The 18892-nt window shown below is 57.4% G+C and carries 13 protein-coding genes; 1 reads left to right on the top strand and 12 read right to left on the bottom strand.

Features of this window, described 5'->3' with window-relative positions:
- Positions 1-118 precede the first annotated feature (118 nt).
- The gene (locus tag FPK30_RS03795) at positions 119-1690 is read left to right on the top strand and encodes an MDR family MFS transporter (protein WP_144085360.1); all 1572 of its coding nucleotides are present in this window, start codon (positions 119-121) and stop codon (positions 1688-1690) included.
- On the opposite strand, the gene FPK30_RS03790 is transcribed toward FPK30_RS03795, so the two are convergent.
- From FPK30_RS03790 to araA, 12 genes are all read right to left on the bottom strand, one after another.
- On the bottom strand, positions 1691-2749 hold the full coding sequence (locus FPK30_RS03790) for a LacI family DNA-binding transcriptional regulator (RefSeq protein ID WP_144085359.1): 1059 nt from the start codon (positions 2747-2749) through the stop codon (positions 1691-1693).
- 49 nt (positions 2750-2798) lie between these two features.
- Positions 2799-4949, bottom strand: a complete 2151-nt coding sequence (locus FPK30_RS03785; protein ID WP_144085358.1) for a beta-galactosidase — start codon at positions 4947-4949, stop codon at positions 2799-2801.
- 25 nt (positions 4950-4974) lie between these two features.
- A complete protein-coding gene (locus FPK30_RS03780) occupies positions 4975-5943 on the bottom strand; it encodes a carbohydrate ABC transporter permease (RefSeq protein WP_144085357.1) in 969 nt (322 codons plus the stop codon).
- Positions 5940-6944 carry a carbohydrate ABC transporter permease gene (locus FPK30_RS03775; RefSeq protein ID WP_420809427.1) on the bottom strand — a complete coding sequence of 335 codons (1005 nt, stop codon included), beginning with the start codon at positions 6942-6944 and terminating at the stop codon, positions 5940-5942. Before FPK30_RS03775 ends, FPK30_RS03780 begins: the two co-directional genes overlap by 4 nt.
- Before the next feature lie 22 nt (positions 6945-6966).
- The gene (locus FPK30_RS03770; RefSeq protein ID WP_144085355.1) at positions 6967-8292 is read right to left on the bottom strand and encodes an ABC transporter substrate-binding protein; all 1326 of its coding nucleotides are present in this window, start codon (positions 8290-8292) and stop codon (positions 6967-6969) included.
- Positions 8293-8414: 122 nt separating this feature from the next.
- Positions 8415-10409, bottom strand: a complete 1995-nt coding sequence (locus tag FPK30_RS03765) for a family 43 glycosylhydrolase (protein WP_144085354.1) — start codon at positions 10407-10409, stop codon at positions 8415-8417.
- Between the two features lie 205 nt (positions 10410-10614).
- Positions 10615-11412: an HNH endonuclease family protein gene (locus FPK30_RS03760; RefSeq protein WP_232345826.1), complete on the bottom strand. Its 798-nt coding sequence runs from the start codon at positions 11410-11412 to the stop codon at positions 10615-10617.
- 54 nt (positions 11413-11466) lie between these two features.
- Complete coding sequence (locus tag FPK30_RS03755; RefSeq protein WP_186279362.1) at positions 11467-12315, bottom strand: aldo/keto reductase; 849 nt, start codon at positions 12313-12315, stop codon at positions 11467-11469.
- 129 nt (positions 12316-12444) lie between these two features.
- Positions 12445-13524: a class C sortase gene (locus FPK30_RS03750; RefSeq protein ID WP_186279361.1), complete on the bottom strand. Its 1080-nt coding sequence runs from the start codon at positions 13522-13524 to the stop codon at positions 12445-12447.
- Between the two features lie 581 nt (positions 13525-14105).
- Positions 14106-14933, bottom strand: coding sequence for a hypothetical protein (locus FPK30_RS03745; protein WP_144085351.1), 828 nt, complete (start codon positions 14931-14933; stop codon positions 14106-14108).
- A gap of 193 nt (positions 14934-15126) precedes the next feature.
- Positions 15127-17118 (bottom strand): LPXTG cell wall anchor domain-containing protein, encoded by a 1992-nt coding sequence (locus tag FPK30_RS03740; protein ID WP_144085350.1) that lies wholly within the window; start codon positions 17116-17118, stop codon positions 15127-15129.
- Between the two features lie 243 nt (positions 17119-17361).
- Positions 17362-18876 (bottom strand): L-arabinose isomerase, encoded by a 1515-nt coding sequence (araA, locus tag FPK30_RS03735; RefSeq protein WP_144085349.1) that lies wholly within the window; start codon positions 18874-18876, stop codon positions 17362-17364.
- Positions 18877-18892: the final 16 nt, after the last annotated feature.

The raw sequence follows: 18892 nt of genomic DNA, 5'->3' as shown, positions 1-18892 counted from the left end.
AGCTCTCTTGTTCTTTTCTTAGTGTCACCGGTATCGGTATGCCCTGATTTGCTTTCTAGGACGGCACCGCAGGGAGCGGTATGCGCAGTGAGGACTAACCCAAAGGAAGTGGTGGTGCATGAGGAAGCAGGAGCTCGCCAAGCAAGGGCGGACCCTCAGCAAGGATGGAGCCTTCGTCAACGGAAAGCTCACCCATGAGGCCTTCCTGTCGCTGGCCATCCTGACCGTCATCACCTTCCTGGGCAACTTCACCCAGCTGCAGCTGGCTTCGGCCCTGCCCACCATTGTGGACGAGTTCCACATCACCCTGACCACCGGCCAGTGGCTGACCTCGGTATTCCAGCTGGTCATGGGCGTCATGGTGCCGTTGACCGGTTTTCTGACCAAGCGCTTCTCCACCAGGCAGATCGTCATCACCTCCATGGCCGTCTTCACCCTGGGATCCCTGTTGAGCTGGCAGTCGCAGACCTTCGCCCTGGTCCTGCTGGGCCGCATCCTGGAAGCCATAGGCACGGGAACCATGTGGCCCGTTCTGCAGATCACCGTCTTCTCCATCTATCCGTTGTCCAAGCGCGGCATGGCCATGGGCACTGTGGGACTGGCCATGAGCGTGGCCCCGGCCATCGGCCCAACCCTGGGCGGCTGGCAGACCGACGCCAACGGCTGGCGTTCCATCTTCCTGACACTGAGCATCTGCGGGGCCGTGGCGCTGCTCCTGTCCATCTTCGGCCTGCGCAACTTCGGCCAGCGCGACACCAGCGTCAAGGCGGACTTCTTCTCGGTGGCTCTGTCCATCTTCGGATTCGGCGGCCTTATGTTCGGCTTCACCAACATCGAGAACTTCCCCATCACCTCCTTCATGACCTGGCCCTTCATGCTGGTCGGCCTGATCGGGATCATCTGGTTCGTTCTGCGCCAGCTCCACCACGACAAGCCCCTGCTGGACCTGCATGTGCTGCGGATCAAGAACTTCACCGTGGGCACCATCATCGCCTCCATGTCCTTCTTCGCCTTCAGCTCGGTCACCGTCATCCTGCCCATGTACATCCAGACGGATCGTGGCTTCTCAGCCACCATGAGCGGCCTGGTCATGCTGCCTGGAGCCATCGGCACCGCTATCGCCCAGTTCTTCGGCGGGCGGCTGCTGGACCGCTGGGGCGCACGGCCCGTGGCTATGACAGGCTGCTCGGTCCTGCTACTGGGCACTATCGCCATGAGCCTGATCGGCGCCAATACCTGGATCGGTCTGGTCTCCATCTGCCAGTTCATCCGCCAGATCGGCATGGGCTTCACTCTGATGCCCTTGACCACCTGGTCCCTGAACAACCTGGCTCCCAAGGACGTTTCAGCCGGTTCGGCCGTCACCAACACGGCCCGGCAGATCGCCGGCGCTGTCGGCGCACCCATCCTGGTCATCCTCATGGAGACCATCACCACCCTGCGCCACAACGCCATGGGCGGCGGTCACTCCACGCAGATCGCAGCCAACATCTTTGGCGTGCAGTGGGCCCTGCGCATCTCGGCACTGATCTGCCTGGGCATGGTCCTGCTGGTCTACTTCGGCGTTCGCGGAAACGGCGCCGGCTCCGGCCGTCAGATGACCCGCATGCTTTTGCGCCACATGCACATCATCCACACCGACACACCTGCCGTCACTGCCTCCCCCGCCGAATCCAAGGCCCAGGACTGATCACCGAGTTGTTTTGCGGGCTATGACCTGCGATCCTATGACAAGATCCTGGGGAGCCGTAGCTCTGCCTCCGATACGTCCCAGGACGCGGTCGACACAGGTTCGCGAGATCCATCCCAAGCAGGAATCCATGGTAGTAAGCGGAGTCTGCAGATAAGCCGACTCTTCGATATTGTCAAACCCGATAATCTGAACCTGGTCGGGTACGGCTCTGCCGTAAGCAGTCAGAGCCGAGAGTGCGCCGATAGCCAGCTGATCATTGAGAGCAACCACCCCATCGAAGGGCACCCCTGTCTCTAATATCCTCTGCATGGTCAGGTACCCACTGCCCAAGGTCCAGTCATAACCGGTAACCCCCAGAAGCCGATCATCCAGCTGCAGTCCCCTGGCATGGACCGCCTTAAGCACGCCTTTCATCCTTAACTCGGCATTGCCTTCGATTGCAGCCTCCAATTGATTCTGGTCAAGCGGCGCATGCAGGCCGATGACCGCCAGTGAACGCACCGACCGATCAAATAGATACTCTGCGGCCATCCGAGCTGCCTCGGCATCATCGACCATGACATGATCCGCCACCCCATGGGTAGTCCGCGCGCCTACGCACACCAGGGGGTAGCGCACATCCAGATCCTCCACGGCGAACCGCTCAAGCTCCGACATGGACAGGATTATGCCGTCGCTGATAGTGCTGTTAAAGGAGGCCAGAATCTCATGCGCTCCCTTGGCAGACCCCTCGGCATAGGTGCTGACATACACTGCATAGTCCCGCAGGCGAGCGCTGTCGATGACCCTATTAGCCAATTCGGCCAGATAGGGAGGTGTCAGCGAAGGCACAGCCAGCGTAATGATACCGGTTTTGTTCCGATGCAAATTACGGGCCGCAGCATTGACCTTGTATCCCGATTCGTCGATCACCTGCTGCACTCGCGCACGGGTCGCATTGGACATACGACCATTGCCGTTGATCACGTTGGATGCGGTCTTCAGCGAGACACCCGCCTTGCTGGCCACCTCGCGCAGGGTGATCCGTTTACCTGGACGTTCTTCATCCGTAGCCATAGACACCCCCTAGAATGCGACAACCTCCAAGGCACTATGGCGATCACATCTACTGACGGGTGACCACCACACCATGCACTCCTATAGTGTACCGATTGCCGGATAAACCACCCCCACTGCGCCGGGCTGCTCGTTGAACCACTAAAGCCTCACCCATGGTGGACACATCTCTGACAACTGTCGACCCCCGGTTGAAATAGAAATGATAACGGCCCTGTGGCCCGGATCTGATCAGGTGCACCAACCGCGGGTCGCCGTCACGTCCGTTGTGCAACCCTGCCCCTGCTGCGCCAGTGAGGAAATCAGAAGGAACAATCCGGTTGATCACCGAAACCAGCGATTCCTTGGTGAAGCCCGTCCCCAGATAGAGAACGCAGCCCTGACCGTACCCATGGATGGTCACCGCAGGTTTCCCAGCCATGTCGAGATCATAGGAACGAAGCCCTTGGTAACGAGCCAGCACCCTTACCGAATCCTCTACGCGCAAGGGCTCGTTAACCCATATACGGCCCTCAATACCCTCCGACACCAGGATGGATCCACCACCTTGGTCACTGGTACCCAAGGCGATCATCTCTTGGGAAGCGATACCTGTCAAATCACGCAAAACCGCAGGATATCCACCCAGGCCGACGTGCATATGGTCGTCCATAATGCCACTGGCGAAGTCCACCACCAGCCGGCCACCGCCGCTCACATAGTCTCGCAGACGGCCGGCTTGCTTCTGATCCAGCAGAATCAGGGCCGGCAACACCACCACGTCATAGCGCGCCCACTGCCCTTTCAGCGGCATTACGTCCGCCCTGTATCCGGCATCAAGCAGAGCCTGATACCAGATATAGACCTGCTGCCAATGATCTACAGAACAATCGGGCAGAGTTGAATCAGCCATAGACCACTGGCAGTCGGCATCAAAAAGCAGGGCAATGGACGAGGGTTCCAATTGGGTCCCGGCCAGTCCACTCCGGGAAAGTCCGCGCAAAATGCCTCCCAAATCGGCAACCTGTGCATAAATCGCCGAATCCGGCCCTGCGTGGGGGATCATGGCCGAGTGGAAGGCCTCTGCACCGAAGGCGGACTGCCGCCATTGGAAGAAGTTGATTGCATCCGCCCCCATAGCTACGTGGGCCAGAGCGTCCCGGATCAGTTCGCCTTGACGCTTGGAGGCGTTGAAATTGCGCCAGTTGACGGCTGATGTGGAATGCTCCATCAGGCACCAAGGATGACCTTGGGCATAGGCATCCACCAGTGAATCCGAGCAGAGCAGCTCATCCAGGTGTCCAGGTCCATGGGCGAAATAGTGGTCGTTTGCCACGAAATCGACTTGGCGGGACCAACGCTCATAATCAAGGACGCATTGGTCTGTCGAGACCATGAAGTTGGTAGTCAGCGGTTTATCAGGGGTGAGCTCCTGCAGCTGATCACGTTCTGCACAGAAAAAATCCATCAGCGCATCTGAGCAGAATCTACGGAAATCCAGACGCAGGGCCGGATTGATGAAGGCATCACGCACGCCAGCATGTTCAGGCAGGGGAACCTGATCGAAGTTCTGCAGACGCTGGGACCAGAAATCGTTGCCCCAGGCCCGGTTCAGCTCCTCGATGCTGCCATAGCGCCGGCGGCACCAGCCTTGGAAGGCCTTCAAGGCATCCTGCGAGTAGTCAGCAGCGTTGTTCCATCCATATTCATTGCCTACATGCCAGGCAACCACAGTCGGATTGTCACGGAAGTGCTCGCCCATGACCCTGCAAAGGCGAAGGGCATAGCGTCGAAAAACAGGTGAGGTGGGCCTCCAGGATTGTCGAGCCCCCGGATGGACCAGGGTTCCATCCGCCTCCACGGGCAACACCTCAGGATGTGCCTGGTAAAGCCAGTATGGGGCCGTAGCCGTAGCCGAAGCCATGTCTACGGCGATACCGGCTTCTCCTAGCAAGGTCACCACCCGATCCAGCCATCCGAAATCCCAGACTCCGTCACTGGGCTCCAGACGTGCCCACGAGAAAATGCCCAGTGTCACCATGGTGACGCCGGCCCGTTTCATCAGCGCAACATCTTCGGTCCATACCTGCTCTGGCCATTGGTCCGGGTTGTAATCCCCGCCGAACCAGATTCCTCCCGAATGACCGTTGGGCTCCTTCGGCCATCGGTAAGGTCTATATGGTTGGGGCTGCCGACGGTCATGATGGTCCGTTTTGCTCATGCCTAATCCCGTCTGCGTGTTTCTGCTATTCCTTGACAGCACCAGCAGCCAAGCCGGACTGCCAGTATTTCTGCAGCAGCAGGAAGGCGACGATGATGGGAATGATGGTGACCAGGCTGCCCGTCACCACCAGGTTCTGAATGGCATGGGCACCAGCTGTCGATGCCTGATCCTTCCAATTGTTGAGCCCGATTGTCAGCGGGTACCAATTGGAATCCTTGAGCATGATCAAGGGCAGGAAGTAATTGTTCCAAGTGGCCACAATAGTGAAAAGCGCCGTGGTTACGATGCCGGGGGCCAGCAGAGGCAGACTGACCTGCCAGAAAGTACGGAACTCCCCGGCCCCGTCGACTCGGGCAGCCTCCAGCAGCTCAGTAGGCACCGCCTGGTCGGAAAAGATCCACATCAGGTATAGCCCAAAGGGCGAGATCAGACTGGGAATGATCATGGCCCAAGGCGTATCGGTCAGTCCGATCTTGGCAAAGAGGAGGAACTGAGGCACAGCCAGAGCAATACCCGGCACGCTGATGGCTCCGATGACTACAGCAAAGACCAGGCGACGGCCAGGAAAGCGGAACTTGGCCAGGGCATATCCACCCAGCACAGCCAGCAAGGTGGCGCCACCGGCTCCCACAACCACGTAAAGCAGGGTGTTGAGCAGCCAACGCCCGAAGATCCCGCCCTCATAGGTGAACACTTCACGCAGGTTGTCCCAGAGGGCGAACTTGTGCCCAAAGGCCAAGCCGAAGGTGCCAATGAAGTCCGACTGGGTCTTTGTGGCATTGATGACCAGCCAGATCAGGGGAAACAGGCAATAGAGCGCGAAGATTCCCGCAACCAGGGTCAACAGCCAGCTGCGCCGCGGATTGTCCGGATTGGAGAATCCCGTTCGAGCTGCCCTTCGACGCTCCGCGCGCTCATCACGTGCGACGCGCCGAGCACGCATACGCTCAGCCTTGGCCCCGTTGGTAGTCCTCGAATCAACCGTGCTCATTGCATCTGCTCCTTCATACCCCTGAGCTGGACGGCGTAGGCAGCGACCATGGTAATGATGGCCATGACGATGGCCAGGGCCGCCGCGTAATTGCTCTGACCGCCCATGAAGCTCAGGTTGTAGGCATACATATTGGGGGTGTAATAGGTGGTGATCGCGTTACCTGGAACCATGGTCTGCAGGACCGAGGGCTCATTGAAGAGCTGGAAACTGCCGATGATGCTGAAGATGACCGTGATGACCAGGGAGCTCTTGAGCTCAGGAACCTTGATGCTGCGCACGATCTGCCACTCCGAGGCCCCGTCGATGGCCGCTGCCTCATAGAGCGAGTGCGGCACAGTCGACAGCGAGGAATAGAAAATCAGCATATTGTAGCCCGTGAACTCCCAGGTATTGATGTTGCCAATGGCGGCCAGAAGCACGCTGGGCTGCAGAACATCGATATGCGTGCCCAGCCATTGATTCAAGGAACCCACCATTCCGTACTTAGTGCCGTAGATGAACCCCCACATCAGCGCTGCCACCACAGCAGGCACCGCATAGGGCAAGAAGGTCGTGATTCTGAAGAAGCGCGTGCCGTGCAGCTTGAGCGAGTCCAGGGCCAGCGCCATCAATGCCGCCAGAAGGAGCATGATGGGCACCTGAACCACAGTGAAGAGCGCCACACGGCCAACTGATGACCAGAACTGCCCGTCCTTGATCAGCCTGGCGTAATTGGCCAGACCCACAAAGACGTTCCCTCCGATCATGCGCTTCTCATACAGACTCAGGTAGATGGCATAGAGCACAGGCAGGACGAAAACGAATACGAAGACCAGGACAAAGGGTCCCATGAACTTCCATCCACGCCAGTCGGGCCTGTGAGGCCGCTCCCCAGTGCGGCTCTCGCTGGTTCCGCCAGGGCCTTGAGCCCGCGCGGGGGCCGGAACCCGCGCAGTCGAACCTTCGGCTTCACTCATGATGCCTCTCCTTCTTTCCTGTCGCTGCCCGGAGACGGCCATGGTCAGCCGCCTCCGTCATCACTCACTTATTGACCTGATACCCCTGCTGGTTGCCGTGATCCACTAGCTTCTGCTGATAGTCCTCAAAAGCCTTCTCCAGTGTGGTCTGCTTCATGTAGGCCTTGCCGATGGAATCTCCATAGGTCGACTGGGCGAAGGGGTTGTAGGGCAGATACTGGAACTTGGAGACCTTGAGGTTGGCTGCATCGGTCAGCACCTTGTTGACTTCCTGACCTCCGAAGTACTCGTTCTTCTTGCTGGTGAATTCAGTCGAGCTCAGGATGCGTTTCAGCGAGGGGAAGCTGCCCTGGTCGGCCATGACCTGAGCTCCCTTGCCGTGCGTCAGGTATTCTGCGAACTTCCAGGCGGCCGCCTTGTTCTTGGCCTTCTTTGGCACAACAAGAGCCGAACCGCCGTCCTCTGCGGACACGCTGTCTCCCTCTTTCCACTGAGGCAGAGGCGCGACCCTCCAGTTGCCCTTCTGGTCGGGTGCACCGGACTCCAAATTGGTGGGCATCCAGGCACCGATGGTCAGCGAGGCCACCGATCCATCGTTAAGCGCCCTGTTCCAGTCATCGGACCAGTTGGCGGTCTTGGTATCGAGCAGGTCTTCGTCGATCAGCTTCTGCTGAAAGTCGATATACCGCTTCATGCCGGCATCCTTGGTCATGTTGATGGTGATCTTGTCACCATCGACCTTCCATGGGTGGGCCCCAGCCTGCCAGGCCTGTGCGGTGAATGGCTGATAGGCGTTCTTGTCGCCGGCGTTGTTGGTGATGTAGGAACCCACAGCTCGGATCTTCTTGGCATCCTGGTAGTACTCATCCCAGGTCTTTGGGGGCTCGGGAATACCAGCCTTGTCGAAGACCGCCTTGTTGTAGAAGAAAACCTCGGGACCGGCATCAATGGGCAGAGCGTAGGGCTTGCCGTCGTACTGGACCTTGTTCCAGGGCCCTGGGGTGAAGTCGTCAGCAAACTTGTCGGCCCCATAATCCGACAGGTTTTCCAGGTTGTCTTCAATTGCGAACTGCTGGACGGTAGGATCCTCCAGCATGGTGACATCGGGGATGCCCTTGCCTGCAGCGACTGCGTTGGACAAGGCCACTTGGGTGTCACCGGCAGTGCCCGTGTTGTTGTACTTCACAGTGATGCCGGGGTTGGCCTTTTCAAAAGCAGCAATGGTCTCCTTGATACCATTGCCCCAGCCCCAAAAGACTATGCGCCCAGAGGCCTTGCTGGTGTCCGCTGGCTTCGATGTTGATCCAGACCCGCTGCTTCCACAGGCAGCGAACGAGGCCAAGGCGACCACGGTGACGCCCATGGTCAGGATTTTCCTTGCAGAATTCATGATGAACCTTTCGATGTTTGTAAAAACCACGTCCTTGATAAGGTTTTGGCGCCCTACTCCTTCCAATGTTGGTACAACTGTGTACCAACGTGCCTCTCAGTATAATCCATAGCCTCGGATTGTCAATTCCGCTCAATGAGACGTCGCCGACAGTACACGGCTACGACCATGGACAGAATGCCCGCCAACAGGCAGCTCGCTACGAAAATTGGAGTGCGGCCGATAGCGATGCCCGTGGCAGCCAAAGTGGAGGATAGACCGCCGCTGCCAGCTGTAGGACGGACGGGTAGAGATTGGTCTGAATTCACAGAACCGGACGCGGAACCTCCAGGGCCTGCCGGCGTACCATTTCCGTCGTGATCGACCAGGTCATTGGTCTCATCGCCCTTTTCAGGCACACCTGTCAGGGACACGTCATCCACATGCAGGGTCTGGCCCAAACTGCCGGAGGCTTCAATAGTGATTTTGGTATGCCCGCCTGGCAGATCGACCGGCAAGGAGGCCTGCTTCCAGTCTGTGCCGGTAGAGGCAGCCAGGTCAATCTCCGAGGTCTTCCCGCCGGATTCAATCGCGATCCTGGCATGATCCATGCCTTTGGGGTTCACATAGGAGAGTTTCAGAAGAAAACGGCCGGCGTGCAGGGGAACATGCCCTGGTTCATCCAAATCCTGGACAATGGAGGCGCTCCGGGATCGTCCAGGGGCGAATCGCAGATCATAGTCGCCCACTCGCCCATAGGCATCGGCTACATTGTTCACGGCATCTGGATTGACCCGCCGCCATCCGGCGATATCGGCAATCACCTTGCCGTCCTTGTCCCGATACCCCTGTTCACCCACCGAAACCCTGTCCGCTTCGAAGGAACCGTTGAGCACATAGTCATTGGCATCACCAACCGACCAAAGGCCGGTATCGGCATCCAGCTTCCACCGACTCATGGAATTGAAGCGAGGCGTGCCGGAATCATCAAAACTCAGCGGATTCCACTGGTTGTATCCAAGCCCATTACCCGCAAAGTCAGCCCATCGATCGCCGCAGTGAATGACGGTCTCTGCTCGGCTGCCGTGCAAGGTGTAGTAAAAACCGGTCTGAGTGATGTGGCCGAAATCCGCTCGGCTGCCATCCATGATCACCGTCTGATTGACGGGCTGATAGGGACCAAACAGATGATCTGCTACCTGAAAATGAATTCGGGATGCATCCCACCCGAATAGATCGGAACCAGCCAGATAATACCGGCCAGCATACTTGAAAAGCGCATTGCCTTCACGCCCGAAGCCCTGGTAGAGCTTGGTAGGTTCAAGCAGATCCACCTGACCCCCTTTAGCGCCTATTCTGGCCGCCCAGACACTGCCCCGGCCACGGCCATAGGAATAAATCAGATAACCTGTGCCATCCTCATCCTGGAAGACACTCTGGTCACCGGTATTGCTGGTGCCCAGCCCGTAATCTCGCATGTCAATACGCCTCTGGGCTTTGAACGGTCCAGCAGGCGAATCGGCTGTAGCGATCATCACCTTTTTGTCGAAATTGCGACCCGTTGCATCCGTTGGCATTTCATGTTGGATAAGCATGGCATAAGTGTGCAACTCAGGGACATAAGCAACTCCCATTCTGCATACCCAACCCGCACTACGGCCACCAAAGTCACTGGAGAATGCATCAGCCTGCGCCCTGTCCAACGCCACGCCTTGATACTGCCAATCGGTCAGATTCGCGGATTTGTAGACATCCACAGAGATGAAATCATTGCCAGTGAGCGCATGGGTTGGGTCCTGGCGATAAGCTTCAGCCTGGGAAAAGTGAACACCATACCAAAAATGAGAGACCTTCCCCGTAGCAGGATCCGGGAAATCGAAAATCCCTCCGCCCTGCATATACATTGGATTACCGTCAGCGTCATCCCAAAAACGGTCATTGACGATCAGCCCGCTTCCGCCTGCAGAATCGGACTTTTGCCCTGCTCCCTGAGCAGCAACCGCCTTTGGCGCTCCAAAGGACAAGCCCAAAATCATCGCTAGGGCGACAAACAGAATGGTCAATCTGTGCTTTGCCCGCGTATGATCCCGAATACGGTTTCCGGTTCCGGGTATATCCGAGCCGATATTCTCATTCATAGTCAACCTCTCTGTTGCTGATTGTTGCGGTCATAGACCCTGATCAAATCGAAATCTATGCTGTTGATACAACTGTGTATCAAACTGCAACAATGCTATCACACCTTAAGAGGTCCAGTTCAGTGCAGAAAGTCAGGCTATCAAGCACCTACGCGAATAGACCCTTACATGGCAGTCAATTCCGTTTGTCAGCCAAGGCCAGCGATCAACGATCCTGCGGGAGGGGCTGGCCCGGACAGGTGTGCAGAACGGCCAGCATGGCCTGTTTTTCCGAGCTGGTGACACTCAGGGAGTACTTGTCCTTGACTCCTATCTGACGGGCCACATACGAGCACTGATAGTCCTTGTTCTCGGGCAGCCAGTAGTCGGCCGAAGCGCTCCCCTTGGCCTGGTTGGCCGGGCCGTCCACAGCAAGCAGATTGTAGGGGTCGTTGCCAAACCGATAGCGGCGGGCCGTGTCCCACTTGCTGGCTCCTGACCGCCAGGCATTCTCCAGAGCGACCACGTGGTCGATCTGCACGGCCGAGCTGGTCTTCGGGCCTCTGACAAATTCGATGGTTCGCCCCGTGTAGGGATCCTGCAGACGACCGCTGGCCACCTTGCACCCGCCGGGAGTAGTGGTACGCAGGTCAGTCAGGTCGCGGGTCAACACATCCTCGCGCACATTGCAGCCGTTGCCGTCCGCATCGGTCTCCTTGAAGCCGAAGGACTCACGCCGGTACTGGCGACCAGGGCGGGAATGATCGTCCACTGTCAGACTCTGCAGGGTCTGGGCCGCATCGCCGGTTGCCGTATATCGGCCGGTCAGCCGTCCGACTCCACCATTGACCCTTGGCAATATCAGACCGATGGTGATGCCCAAGACCACAGCCACCACCAGAAGGATCAGCACCCGTTCCGTGAGCGATTCACGACGGAAGCGGGCCGGGGCGGGATTCCTCCAAACCGAACCGTACCGGCTGCGGCCTCGATACCGATATCTTCTGCGTCTCGGACCGGTCATCTACCGCCGATACCTCCTATGTCGACTGCTTGCATGAATCATCCATCATAGCGGTCAGGCGTAGGCGTAGGTCATCGGGTCGTGTCCTGCACGCACCGGGGAGTCCATGGCATCGATGGCGGCATGCTCCTCAGGGGTCAGGCTGAAGCCGAACAGGTCCAGGTTCTCCGCCTGCCTTTCCCGGTGAACAGACTTGGGAATGATGATGGTCCCGTTCTCGATGTGCCAGCGCAGCACCACCTGGGCCGGCGTGACCCCGTGGGCCTGGGCGATTTGCTCCAGCCTTCCGCCTCCGGCTGTCAGATCTGCGCCACGTGCCAATGGAGAGTATGCCTGGACGGCTATGCCATGCTCCTTGCAGAAGGCCGTTACCGTGCGCTGCTGCCAGCTGGGGTGCAGCTCGATCTGATCCACGGCAGGGTACTCCCCCGTCTCCCGGTGCAGCCGCTCCAGATGCTCTGGCAGGAAGTTGCAGACCCCCAGGGTCCGCACCCGCCCCTCATCGCGCAGCCGATGGAATGCACGCCAAACCTGGTCGGCCCGCCAATCAAACGGCGTGGGCCAATGGATCATATACATGTCGACATAGTCGGTGCCCAGCAGAGCCAGCTGGCGGTCGAAGGCCCGCAGGGCACTGTCATAACCTTGTTCGGAGTCACGAAGCTTGGTAGTCAGCCACAGGTTGGCACGCTCAGGTCCGCTCTGGCAACCGAAGGCTTTGAGGCCACGGCCCACGCCTCCTTCGTTGAGGTAGCCCGCTGCTGTATCGATGTGGCGATAACCCAGTTCCAGGGCAGAACGCACTACCCCGGCGGTTTGATCATCGTCGATCCTGAGCACGCCCAGGCCCACCTGCGGAATGCGATTGCCGTCAGACAATTGGATGTCAGGAACTGCTGTCATGGTCCACACCTTCCCAGGATGCCGCCCAGCAGTCTGCCGGGCCATGCTCGCTCCATTTTAGAGCCAGGCAAAAGCCCGGCTGCAACAGAACAGACCTATGTGGTCAAACCTGCCCGCTCATGCACCGACTTACATTTTGCTGATGCTGAAGAAGTACAGCACGTGGGTATCGAACCAGTGGTAGCCAAGGTCGAATACGGGCAGCAGGCTGATCTTCATCATCATGCCGACCGTGCCCCAGGCGAAGAAGAGGCCGAGCACAGCCAACAGCCACATGAAAGCGCTGCAGATTCGTCGGGTTTTGATCAACCGGCGACGGCGTGTGGCTTCTGAACGGGTCTCCTGCTCATGGCTGACCATGATCGTGGCCAGCGGCTCCCCCATGGCCCCCGGTCCTGTCGCCCGAGATTCCAGATGCTCCATCTGCTCCAGCTCATGACGGCAGTTGCGCCGGCGACGTGAAAGCAGGTACCAACCCACCAGGCAGGCCAAAAACAGGGCCAGCAGCACCCAGACCATGTAAATGGGCGCCCCCTCAGGTTGGGTGGGAGGCACGTCATCGCCGATATAGTGACCACGCACTATCAGTCGGTGGGAGTTGACGCCATAGGGATAGCAGGTCAGCAGGGTCACATAGTTGGAATTCTGGACTGGCTGCAGTGCACTGACATCGGTAGGCAAGATGATCTTAATCTGGTCCACCTTGTAGCTCATATGCCGTTTGAGGACACGTATCTGGAAGACATCACCCTTGCGCAGCTGGGTCAGGTTGTCGAACAGCATGTAGCCGACTTCGCCGGTGTGCCCCGTAATGACGGAGTGGATGGTTCTGTTGTCGGTAGGCACGTGGGTCGTGGCGATGTGCCCCGTGCCATCCTTGAGCACAACATCGCTGGTGCCGTGCCGCACGGGCAGCTTGACATTGATCTTGGGGATCTCCACATAGGCCATCATGCCTTTGCCGTCTACATTGAGGATTTTGTAGTAGCGACCCAGTGGTTCCTTGACTTCCTTGTACTTGAAGGGGTCCCTCAGCGTAGGCTTGCCTAATTCCTCGTCGTACTTCTTGGCATCACGCCACATGGCTCTGCGCTGTGCAGGTGAAAGTGCATCCACGATCTGGTCGTAGTTGTCGACTGCGGTGGAATCCTTGGAATAGTTTACATATGCCGCCAATAGCGGGTAGAGGAAGATTGCCAGACCAATCATGAAGGCCAAGGTCTCCAGGAGGCCGAACCCCCGCCCTGACTTGCGAGCCTTACCACCGTTCTTGGCCTGTTTGGAGGCTGCCGCAGCTGCCTGACCAGCGTTGCCTTGTTGACTTGTTTCCTGGGAATGATGTCCTGAAACTACAATTATGGGAGCCGACGTTGTAGCTTGGCCTGAAACAGACACTGGAGCTGCTATTGTATCTAAATCATCCGATGCTGAAGCTCCTCTATCCTCAGGTGTTGCCGAAGGCGGATAGGAGGGTGGTATATCGGAACTTGGAGCATAGGCAGGCGGCATATCTGCTTGCCCAGCAGGTATGTCTGACGAGGTTGATTCTGTCGGAATGGACTCGTATGCAACATCACCGTTGCCGGCGGTATGAACTGGGCTCATAGTAGCGGAGTCAGTGTTCTGGTCCATCTATAGCCTTCCTCGCACAGCACTTCAAATAGTCCCGTTACTACCTTTTGACATACAAAGACCGGCGGCACCTATATGATACCGCCGGTCCTTAGGCATCCTCACAAATGCCTACGATGCCATTTGCTAGCATCACACCGACATGGGCAGGAGAATACCTAGTGTTCATCCCTGTTCCAGGAATGTGCGACTACCGCCAAGTAGAGGCCCATCATGGCCAAGATCATAAGCAGAATGCCAGGCGCTACCATGGATACGCCGGTAGCGGCAAGCTTGCCTGGTCCTGGTCGCACTACTGGCACGACCTGAGGCACGTCCACAAGCTTGGGGCTTATTGTCACATCATAAAGCGGATGGACTTCACCCTGTTCGCGGTAAAGCGGCAACTGCACGACCACTGGGTCGGCTTTTACCTTTGCATTCTTGGGTGTGGCCACCAGAGTGACCAGCCAATACGAGGCATGGAAATAGTCACCGTCGAAAACAGCAGGACTTCCGCCTGTCAGACTGGGTACATCTGAATCGAGTTGAGCTCCTGTAAGCCAAACACCTTGAGATTTTGCTTCTGATGAGTTGGTTATGGTGCCTCCCTGATCAGAGACACCGTAGTATTCAGCGGGTTGCGCCTTGTCCTTGAAAGCATCTGGGTTGGCTGCCACCTCATTGCTGACGGCCGCTTGTGCCTTATCAGCGCCAGGATTATGGTCTAATGCCTCCACCCGGCTCTTCAGAGTACTGGCATCCAGCCTCAGGGCACGAAACACATACCCTGCTCCAGCCGATACAGGAGCACTCGGCAGGATGTCATTCTGACCTCCTTGACCTGAATGCCCTCTCTTGAGTTGCACCGTCAGGGTCGGGTTGACCGTCTCCGCCTCTGCCGCCGGCGTCATATCGAAAGCGGTAAGGCCTAAACAGGCCAAGGCCGCAATCAGACAGGGCAGAACCCGGTGGGTGAGGCATTTCGGCAAGGCAATTCCCTTCATAAACCTTCCCTTCCGGCCGCCTTTCGACGACGTAATTGCGTCAGATCCGCTGGTCCAAATGAATCAAAACCAACGTCCCAACATACTCGGACTGAAGAAGATCTCAACGGTCCGTATGAAAATGGCGGACGATTCACGGAGGAACCGTCCGCCATCGGGTCACCTCACATGATTCTTGATGTGACCGTGATCATCAGGCCCGGGCGGCGTTATTGCGCCGACTACGGGCGTAAAGGGCACCACCCATGATCAGGGCACCGACAACCAACAGCAGCAGGATGCCACGACCACCAGTCAGAGGCAGGGCCAATGGTGAATCACCATCAGTAGTCGCATAATGCATCAGATAAGTTTCGACTGGCACATTATTAAACTTTATCGCCGAACCGCCAGCATCGGTAATCTGTTGAGGAGTCCTTCCGAACTTGGCAAAATGCAACTCACTGTACGTGGGCTGAACCGTAGCATGGGGACCATACTGCTGTGCAATTTCCTGCTCAGTCTTACCCGCATCCCCAAATGTCACCTTCTGGAAGGGGACACCAGGACTACGCCAGCCATTGGGGGTCTTGGTTTCTACCAGCCACCAATTACCTTGCAGTACTTTCTTACTCCCATCAGCAGCTTTCGCTGTATCACCAAATATGGGCAAACCAGCGAATGCTACCACACCATTGTTGTTAGCCGTAGCCTTATAGAGTTCGACGTTTGTCGGCTTAGTCGCGTCATCGGCAGTATAGAAGTTGCCATCAGAACCGAGATACTTGTCGGGTTCCGTTTGATCCTTAACCAGACGGAACTCGGACCCTGGCAGAGCCGCATACTTTGATGCTTCATTCTTCACATTACCGAAGGCAACGACTCCGTTGATCACATTCGTATGTTCAGGAATAGGATCTAGACGGTTACCGCTTGTATCAAAGTTTTCGCTGAAATCTGAAGCTGCATCGTTGGCAACACCATCCGTGCCAGTAGAATCACCATCTCCAGTGACCTTGGCATTATAGGTGATGACAATCGAGAAGGATGGAGCATCGAAGCCCTTTACCTTGTCAAGACTAGTGAAGAACTTAAAAACATAGTAAGAGACATTGCTAGTAGGTGCATCGTTAGTAAACATCTTCTTACCAGAAACCAAGCTTTCAGGATTTTCTGTTGGAGTTGACTCCGTATAATCCGTATCCTTGACCAGTGGTACGTCTTTAGGAGAACCGGTATCGGAACGGAGCACAACAGTGAAATCACCGTCCAGTCGCAATGAGCTAGACATACGGTCGGCAATGATAACATCGTTTCCTTCGCCCTTTAACTCTGTCACGTCAAGTTTACCATCGTTAGATTTCGCGTCGCCCTTGTAGAGCTTCTGTGAAAGCTTGTAATTGATGGTATCGCCGGCAACGGCAGTCCGCTGAGTCTTTACGTCGCCATTTGAACCCGTAATAGACTGCACAGTCTTGGAGAACTGAGTGGAGTTTAAGTTCTTCGGATACAGATGCAGATTATAAATGTATCCTTGAACCTTGTTTGCAGTATTCGTGTCGTCCGTGAGCGAAGTGGCTGCATAAGGCAGGCCAAAGAAAGATGGCGCCGCATCTTGGTACTTCAACGCATCAAGCTTGTTCGGATTGTCCGGGTTGAAAGCCCATGACTTAGCGCGATTTTCCTGCAGAATGTACCAATGGTTGGCACCTCCTGGGAAGGCGGCTTCTGCCGTGCCTTTAGCCGGCATACCGCCGTCCTCAGCAGCCGGATACCACTTATTGATTACACCTTGGCCGTCGGTCACACCGACATAGTTTTTCTGAACAGTGTACGTAGTATTATTCATTGGATCAATGTCAGCCAAATTATCTGTGGCAGACTTGACCTCCATGACATTAAACGTAACGTCCTTTGCAGGAACCATGTCAGCGTTCGCATTTATTTTTGCAGCATCCACAGAGGAACCCGTGGGGTTATACCCCGGGATAAGCGACAGGTACTTGGTAACTGTCAGCTTAGGACTCACTGTTGATTGCAGCGGACCCGGCCTGAAGTCATCTTCGGCATTATATCCATAGTCAGTAGCGGCCGAAGCCTGGGTGGCTGGCAAAACGACCATGCCCGCCAGGAGCGTCGCTCCGGCAACCGCCAAGCCTAAAAGCTTAGGGAGCCTTATCCCTTCATTATCTCGTTGCATGTGCATGCACGCATTCCCTTCTTTGTTAATAGGCACAGGATGGCCAGGCACATCTTCGCCTCCCCAACCGATCACTTCCCCGACTCAGGGGGGTGGGCAATATGTCAACTTTGGGACATGCCACTGTTCCCATTGCCTAATCATCACTGTACCGACAAAGTAGGGACAACGCAAACCGACAAGCCGAATATCAAAGGCCCCGCCACATGTGCAGTGGCAGGGCCTTGCAACCTTTTCTGAAACAGGCGATCAGTGCCGGTTGTCCAGCCGATGGTAGAGCTCGGCGGCTCGCAGATCGGCCTCAAAACGGCGCGGTTCGGTGTTCTCGTCGATGACAGCGAGCTCCACGCCGGCCATCCGGGCGAAGTCCTCCCAGGCTTCGCGACCCACGGTGGTGGTCATGCAGGTATGGTGGGCCGCGCCGGCGCGCAGCCAGCACTCAGCCGAGACCTTGAGCGAGGGCCGGGGCTTCCAGAGGGCACGTGCCACAGGCAGCTTGGCCAGGGACCCGCCGGGCTCGACCACATCCACCACGTTCATGACCAGGCGGAAGCGTTCGCGTACATCCGCCAGGGAGACCACCACAGCATCAGTGCAGGGGGTGGCCGTGAAGACCAGACGCACCGGATCCTCCCTGTCGCCGATGGACAGGGGGTGGATCTCCAGGCGGGGCCGTCCCTCGGTCAGCAGCGTGGGCGAGACCTCCAGCATGTGGGCGCCCATGATCTCCTCATGGCCAGGCACGAAGTTGTAGGAGTAGTCCTCCATGAGCGAGCAGCCGCCCTTGAGACCGTAGCCCATGACGTTGCCGATCCGGATCAGAACCGAGGTCTTCCAGTCGCCCTCTGCCGAGAATCCGTACCCGTCGGCCATCAGCCGCTGGGCTCCCACGCCGGGTAGCTGATGCAGTCCGCCCAGATCCTGGAAGTTGTCCACGGCGGCGGTGGCGCCCACCTCTTCCATCATGGCCCGCATGCCGAGCTCCTCGCGAGCGGCCACCACCAGGGAGTCGTACCGGGAGTCCAGAAGTTCGGGAGCCACCTCATAGCTGCGCTTGTAGTCCTCGATCAGGTCCTTGACCTGGTCGTCGGTGACGGCATTCACATGCTCCACCAGCTCGTTGACCGGCCAGGTGTTGACAGAGACGCCGAAGACCCGCTCAGCCTCGGTCTTGTCGCCCTCGGTGACGGCAACGTCGCGCATGTTGTCGCCCCAGCGGCAGACCTTCATGTTGTTGGCGGCATCCCAGCCGGCGCAGGCACGCGCCCAGACGCCGATCTTGTCGGCAACCTCGGGGTCGGTGTAATGGCCGACCACGATCTTGCGCGGGATTCCCAGCCTGGTCAGGATGTAACCGAACTCACGGTCGCCATGGGCCGACTGGTTCAGGTTCATGAAGTCCATGTCGATGGTGTCCCAGGGGATCTCCACATGGTGCTGGGTGTTCAGCTGCAGCAGCGGCTTGCGCAGCTTCTCCAGACCCCTGATCCACATCTTGGCCGGGCTGAAGGTGTGCATCCAAGCCACCACGCCGATGCAGGCCGGGTTCGACGAGGCATCGACCATGAAGTTCAGGATGGAATCCGAATCCTTCAGCGTGGGCTTCAAGACCAGCTTGACCGGGATCCGACCCGAGTCATTGAGGGACTTGGCGATGTCCGCCGCCTGGACGCCCACCTGGCGCAGGGTCTCCTCGCCGTAGAGGTCCTGCGAACCAACGGCGAACCAAAGCTCCTTGCCCTCGAAGGGATTGTTCATGCTCATACTTCTTGCTCCTTTG

The organism is Bifidobacterium apousia (assembly GCF_007559275.1).
In the GTDB taxonomy this organism is placed as follows: domain Bacteria; phylum Actinomycetota; class Actinomycetes; order Actinomycetales; family Bifidobacteriaceae; genus Bombiscardovia; species Bombiscardovia apousia.
This window is presented reverse-complemented; position numbering and strand designations above follow the sequence as displayed.